This is a genomic window from Heterorhizobium halophytocola (assembly GCF_017873095.1).
Lineage (GTDB): Bacteria > Pseudomonadota > Alphaproteobacteria > Rhizobiales > Rhizobiaceae > Allorhizobium > Allorhizobium halophytocola.
In genome coordinates, this window is record NZ_JAGGJU010000023.1 from 1 (window position 1) to 6,252 (window position 6,252).

At 57.6% G+C, this 6,252-nt stretch carries 6 protein-coding genes; all 6 read right to left on the bottom strand.

Annotated features, from left to right (window positions below):
- Nucleotides 1-435: 435 nt before the first annotated feature.
- The 6 genes from J2Z17_RS25030 to J2Z17_RS25055 all read right to left on the bottom strand — a co-directional run bounded on the left by J2Z17_RS25030 (nt 436) and on the right by J2Z17_RS25055 (nt 6,235).
- A complete protein-coding gene (locus J2Z17_RS25030) occupies nt 436-810 on the bottom strand; it encodes a hypothetical protein (protein ID WP_209949560.1) in 375 nt (124 codons plus the stop codon).
- Nucleotides 807-1,283, bottom strand: coding sequence for a hypothetical protein (locus tag J2Z17_RS25035; protein ID WP_209949562.1), 477 nt, complete (start codon nt 1,281-1,283; stop codon nt 807-809). The genes J2Z17_RS25030 and J2Z17_RS25035 overlap by 4 nt, the downstream gene beginning before the upstream one ends.
- Nucleotides 1,258-1,599 carry an RHS repeat-associated core domain-containing protein gene (locus J2Z17_RS25650; protein ID WP_209949564.1) on the bottom strand — a complete coding sequence of 114 codons (342 nt, stop codon included), beginning with the start codon at nt 1,597-1,599 and terminating at the stop codon, nt 1,258-1,260. The genes J2Z17_RS25035 and J2Z17_RS25650 overlap by 26 nt, the downstream gene beginning before the upstream one ends.
- A 173-nt stretch (nt 1,600-1,772) precedes the next feature.
- The gene (locus J2Z17_RS25045) at nt 1,773-5,168 is read right to left on the bottom strand and encodes an acyl-[ACP]--phospholipid O-acyltransferase (RefSeq protein WP_209949566.1); all 3,396 of its coding nucleotides are present in this window, start codon (nt 5,166-5,168) and stop codon (nt 1,773-1,775) included.
- 93 nt (nt 5,169-5,261) lie between these two features.
- A complete protein-coding gene (locus J2Z17_RS25050) occupies nt 5,262-5,543 on the bottom strand; it encodes a YiaA/YiaB family inner membrane protein (protein WP_209949569.1) in 282 nt (93 codons plus the stop codon).
- A 35-nt stretch (nt 5,544-5,578) separates the two neighbouring features.
- Entirely contained in the window at nt 5,579-6,235 is a 657-nt protein-coding gene (locus tag J2Z17_RS25055) for a PspA/IM30 family protein (RefSeq protein WP_245224354.1), read from the bottom strand.
- Nucleotides 6,236-6,252: the final 17 nt, after the last annotated feature.

Below are 6,252 nucleotides of genomic sequence, written 5' to 3' on the forward strand. Positions count from 1 at the left end.
TCCGTCAGGTCGCCGCGAGCCAAAACCGCCTCCTAAAAGGCAGCCTTGAATCACGCTTCAGCTGATTTGGGAATCCACTTTGTCAACAGGACCTAAAGTGCCTCTCGAGACCGGAGGCGGTTCTTTGTCCCGATCTCTTTCCAAAGCCGCGATGGCATTGTTAATTATTCTAATTTCCCGTTCCAACTATTTCACCTCCAGCAGATCATCAGGATTCGGTATATATTTTTTGAATCTGCCCCTTGTCAGTGCAATGTCTCGCGGCGAGGCTCGCCCCGTGGCCACAACGCCGATAAAACGGCGAGATAGACCGCGCTACACGGGGTGTTACAACACCAATTAATTTGAAGGAAGCAAGCGGAGGCATGCCTGCCCGACAAATACATTCAAGAGCACGCGCGGCGCCGGATGAGCTGCCCCTCGCCATGCTGTCAGTTACTTAACGACAAGCTCAAATGCACCATCACCCATCCAATCTAATGCCAGATAAGTCCCATTCAATTTTCCAGAGTCTCGGAGCGCTTCAAAAACGTCTTGCGGACTCCACGCTTTCCCTCCCGAGAAGGGTATTCCGGCGTTTCGCAGTCGATCGAGCACAGCTACTCTTTCGTCCTCGTTAATGGCTCTCCTGACAAAATACATTCCTTTTACGTCGCCAAAAACCTCCTCATAAAACTGAGGTAACGGCTCAAATGTGAATTCATTTGCCAACAAAAAATCTTTAAACGGCTCTGATTTACACACAACCTTAATGCTCTCATCCGAGCACATTGCAACATAAACAAGGCCGCGCCTCACATCATCTTTCATTTCGCCGTCACTATCCCTATTGTTTTAACACCGGCAGCGTCCGTAGTTGGTATAGAGTCAATCAACATCTCCGGTCCTCCGCCGGGGAGATGCTCGCCTGCCCCAAGAAAATATTGGTTATTACCAGCACCTCCTGGAAGCGGAGATCTCGGATTTCTTGCGCGAATACCTTTCGCTTCACGAATTTTGAACCCCTGCTGTAAGGATCCTGGCTCAAGGCCGAGATTACGCTCGAGCACAGCAATTGTTTTCGCATCAGCAGAAATGACTCCATCTATGCTTTTACCTAGTACGTCCGTCAGCGCCTTGCGATCGGTGATGTAAGTTCCTGCACGACCAACTGCAGAGTATTGGTCTGTCGACAATGGACTGACATTATACCCGATATCGTCTTGCAACATCTGCGACTGACGAACGCGGGCCTGCGCGACCCTTAATCCCAGCACATCAATCCAAGCCGCCGGATTGCCCACATACCCCTGCGGTCGATCCCCGCCTGAGCCCGATCGGATCCGGGCTCGCATATTGCCCAGCCAGCGGGTCGTAATGCCGATGGCGGTTGTAGTAGAGCCCGGTCTCGGCATCCTCATACTGCCCCGGACACCGCCAGGGGCAGTCGTACTCGGCAGGTGCCGTGTCCGGCCCGCGCTTCAGCGCCAGCGTGCTAAACGTCCGCTCAGAACTGCTACTGCTAAAATCGCAAGTCCCAACGGAGAAGGAAAAGCAGCGCGATGCGCTAGCAGCTCGCGAATGTATAGTAGCCTGCGTTCGAGTATTCCATGGAGGCAAGTGCGATCTACTGTATAATATGCTTCGTAATCATGACTTTGGGCACAGCGCGCTTTATCTCTTTTGACGACAATCTCATAGAGCCCCACCCCTCCTCCGGTATCCGCATCTCGTAGGCTTGGATAGATTGCCATCCCACTCGCTTCGGCCGCCGCTTGCGCGTCGAACGTTCCTCATGCGGCATCCAGCGATGGGTGCATGGCCAAGGCGAGTTTTCGAGCGGCAATAAAGTCGACCTTGCCAGATCCCAAAACCGGGACCTCGCCGACGCTCACTGCGGCCGGCACCATCATGTCCATCGCGCCCTTTGCCTTGGCAAAGTTCGCGAAATCGGTGCGATTGGCATTCTGGGCATCGGTGAGCAAGATCAGGCGTTCGCCCTTCTTGGCATCGGGCACTGACGAGACAACCGACAGGTTGCCCGGCCACAATTGTGCCGCCACGGCTTCCACTGTTGCCAGCGACACCATTTCGCCACCGATCTTGGCAAAGCGCTTCGCACGGCCGCGGATGGTGACAAAACCGTCCTCGTCTATAGTGACGATATCGCCGGTATCGTGCCACCCGTCCACGAGCGGCTCGATCACACCGGGATTTTCGGCTCTCAGGTAACCTGCCATGACATTGGCGCCCTTGATGAACAGCCGGCCACCTTCATCGATCCCCGATACCGCTTCCAACTTCCATTCCATGCCAGGCATGATCTTGCCGACAGTCCCTGAGCGATTGAACATCGGCGTGTTAAGCGAGATGACAGGTGCGGTTTCGGTGACACCGTAACCTTCGAGAATGCGCAGGCCGAATTTTTCCGTATAGGTCTCGCGCGTCGACGACTTCACCGGTTCGGCACCGGAAAAAATGTAGCGGATCGAGCGAAAATCGTATGGATGCGCCGTGCGGGCATAACCGTTGAGGAACGTGTCGGTACCGAAGATGATGGTGGCGTTCGACGTGTAGATCAGTTCCGGCACGATACGGTAATGCAATGGCGACGGGTAAAAATAGACCGGCACACCGGAGACCAGCGGCAGGACTGTGCCCGCGGTGAGACCGAAGGAATGGAAGACAGGCAGGATGTTGAACACCTTGTCACCGGAATGGAAGTCGATACGAGATGCCGCCTGGGCGGCGTTCGACAGGATGTTGCGATGGGTGAGCACGACGCCCTTCGGCAAACCTTCCGAACCGGAGGTAAAGAGGATGACGGCAGTATCTTCCGCCGTCTGTCTCACCAGCGGCTTATAGCCACGGAACAGACCCAAAACCTTGTCGAAGGCCGTGATCGTCTCGCGCAGGTCGTCGAGCCAGACAAACGTCACTTCCTTTTCCATCTCGGCGACGATCGGACCGAGCTTGCCCTGCGTGACAAAGGCGTGGGAGCACAGAACATGCTTCACCTGAGCCGCCTTGCAGGCCGACAGGATATTGGCGGCGCCGGCCGTAAAGTTCAGCATCGCGGGAACCTTGCCTGCCGACATGACACCAAGAACAGTGGCGGCTGTGCCATTGGCATTGGGCAGCATCACGCCAAGGGTCTTGTCTTTCGGAAACATCGCCTTGAACTTCGCCCCCAGGACGGCAGCACCGGTGAGCAGCTTGCCGTAGGAGAGCGGGCCGCTGATCGGATCCTCGACGGCAAGCTTGCCGCGCCCCTTTTCCCGCGCCGTTTCGATGATGCGCTCGAGCACGGTGAGGTTGGTGTTCGTGGTCTCGAACAGGAGCATCGACATGATCTTGTATAGAGCAGCACCAGCGGCGATGCGGCGCTTGCGGCCCTTTAGCTCTTCCGGCACTTCGAGGCGGACCGGTTCAAGGATCGTCACTTTGACCTTGGGGAACAGGCGGCGACGCACCTGCCCCCCGGAGAGCCGCGAAAAATAGCTCTTTTCCAGACCATCGATACGCACGGGCACGATCATCGAGCCGGTCTTGTCCGCCACCATCGCCGCACCGTCGTAGACCTTCATCAGCGTGCCGGTCACCGTCAGGCGGCCTTCCGGGAAGATTCCGATGGCATTGCCGTCCTGCGCCACCTTAATCAGTGAACGGGTCCCCATCGGCTTGGTCGGATCAAGCGGCAGGAAGCGCGCCATTTTCAGGAAGGGGCGGACCCACCAGGCCTGGGCGATCTTGTAATCGACCGCGAAGACGGGTTCCTCTTCGGTAATGGCGAGTGCCAGCGCACCGTCGAGGAAGCTTACGTGGTTAAGCGCGATGATCGGCGCGCGACCGGCCTTGCGGATGTTTTCCAGCCCTTCGACCTCCAGCCGCATGAAGGCGCGGAAGAGGATCGAGATGAAATCGCGAAAGGGGTTGGTCGGTAGCGTCTTCAACATCAACCAGGCGACGGCGATATTGATGATCGACAGGCCGAGAATGATCATCGGTACGGAGACGCCGACCGCCTGCAAGATGGCGACCAGCGCCAGACCTATCGTGATGAACAGGGCCGATAGGACATTTGCACCGCCGATGACGCGGGCGCGGCGCTTTTCGTCCGCCCATGTCTGCATGGCGGAAAAGGTTGGCACGGCAAGGAAAGCGCCGCCGACCGCCATACCGGCGAGATCGATCGCTACACGAATAGTGTTCTGGCCGGCGAAAAATTCAGAGATCGTCCGCGCATGTGTGACGGACTGCAGGCCCCAGAGGTTCCAGGCGAGATCGAGGCCGAAGAGAGCGACGATGGCCGTGCCGATCGGTGCAGGCAGGAGAACGACGCGGCCGGCCGACATCCAGCCGGCTATTGCCGAACCGATGGCAATCGAGATCGCGAAGATCGCCAGATAGGCGGGAACGACAAGCTCCGAACCACCGAGAATTTCGCTGACCATGATCGGCAGCATCGACATGACGAAGGCGCCGACGAACCAGAACCAGCAATTCATCAGCGCCGAGCGCCAGACGCGGGTATCCTCGCGCAACTCCTTCACCAGCGTCATGCTGGAGCGCAGCACATTCTTGTCGACGACAAGAGAGGGCGCCTGCGCACCGGTGCGCGGGATGATGCGGGCGAACAGCCAGCACAGAACCGACAGAACCATCATCATCGGTCCGAAGATCCAGACGCTGTCTCCCTCGGCAAAGGCAAGTGCAGCAACAATCGTACCCGTCAGGATGGCGATAAACGTGCCGCCCTCGATCCAGGCATTAGCCTTTGGCAGATCTTTCGTCTCCAGGAGGTCCGGCAGGATGCCATATTTGATCGGGCCGAACAGGGCCGAGATGACGCCGAAGCCGAACAGGGCGACCATCATCACGAAGATGGACGAAAAGGCGATGCCGATGACCGATATGGCGGCAATGCCGATCTCGGTTAATTTCAGCCGCTCGGCCATGTGAGCCTTGTCGTGTTTGTCGGCGAGTTCGCCGCCAAGCGCCGACAAAGCCAAAAAGGGCACAATGAAGATGCCGCCCGCCAGCGTGATGAGTGCAGCCCCTTCGGCAGCCATCGTCGCCAGGATCAGGAAGATCAGCGTCTGCTTGAGAAAGTTGTCGTTGAAGGCGGAGAGAAACTGCGTCCAGAATAGTGGCGCGAATTTTCTCGTTTTCATCAGGCTATCGTGCATGGCGCTTTCCCTTTTGATCACGGCGAAAAGACCACGGAGTTGTTAAGACAATCATCGAAAGCCGAAATAACTCCGCGGCATTGTTAACAAGGCTTAATCGTCGCTGTTGTGATTGAACTTGACGAGCAGCTTCTCGGTTTTCGCGTCTTCGATTTTGCGGATCAGCTTTTCCGATTCCGCATTGTCACGCAGGGTCTTGGTCATGTTGACGGTGGTCTGCACCAGCATAAGGATGCCCATGGCGAGATATCCCTTGCCCCAAAGATCGAGCGGCATCATCCAAAGGCCGAGCGCCAACATGAAGGCCGCAGCGCCAAAGGAGATATAGGAGAAGCTGACCCAGCTGGAGGAATGTTTCTGAAAGCTGTCGTTCATAGTATTAATCCTTCGAAAAATTGCAGTGATGTGGTTTAGGCTTTAGCGCCGAGGCGGTTGCGCAAGCGCGCCAGTACGTCATCGGCGGAGGAGCGCAGCGGTGCGCCGCATCCGGCATCCGCCAGCCGTTCGATGAGACCGGCGGACCGCGCCGGGCCTTCCATCTGCTTGAGGACGGCTGAGACCGTGTCGGTCTGTGTTTGGCGATCCCGAAGGCGCTCGAGCGTTCGTTCGGCATCATCAAGCGTGGCAAGGCTGATGCCCGCGGCAGTGTGATCGATCTTCTGGGCGACATCGGTGGCGCGCGCTAGCCGTTCGCCACGCTGCAACTCCTTCAAGCGTCCCTCCGCCGAGCGGACAGTTGCTTTGAGGTTTGTAATGGCGGTGGCGAACTGGGCTTGTGCCTGCTGGGAGGCCGTCCGTTCCGCTTCGAGAAAGGCGATGGCCTCAGCGGCTTCGCGAGCCAAACCATCGTTCCCCTTGGAGAGCGCGGTTAGCGTGCGCCCCTCCAGATCGGCAATCCGTGACAGGATCACCGCATGCTGGCCGCGCTCCTTTTCGTCCTGAGCAATGGCCACGGCCAGCGCGTGCTGCGCCGCCCGGATTGCCTGGGCTGTTGGTTTCCACGCAGAACTGAGCCGGTTAGGCGCATAATTTCCATTGAGAATTGAGCCATGTGAACCTTCCCCCAACGCGGTGAGCGACGGGG

What these genes read in the sequence shown, in the direction of transcription:
- J2Z17_RS25030 (WP_209949560.1), bottom strand. Translation starts at nt 810, where the DNA reads ATGAAAGATGATGTGAGGCGCGGCCTTGTTTATGTTGCAATGTGCTCG.
- J2Z17_RS25045 (WP_209949566.1), bottom strand. Translation starts at nt 5,168, where the DNA reads ATGCACGATAGCCTGATGAAAACGAGAAAATTCGCGCCACTATTCTGG.
- J2Z17_RS25050 (WP_209949569.1), bottom strand. Translation starts at nt 5,543, where the DNA reads ATGAACGACAGCTTTCAGAAACATTCCTCCAGCTGGGTCAGCTTCTCC.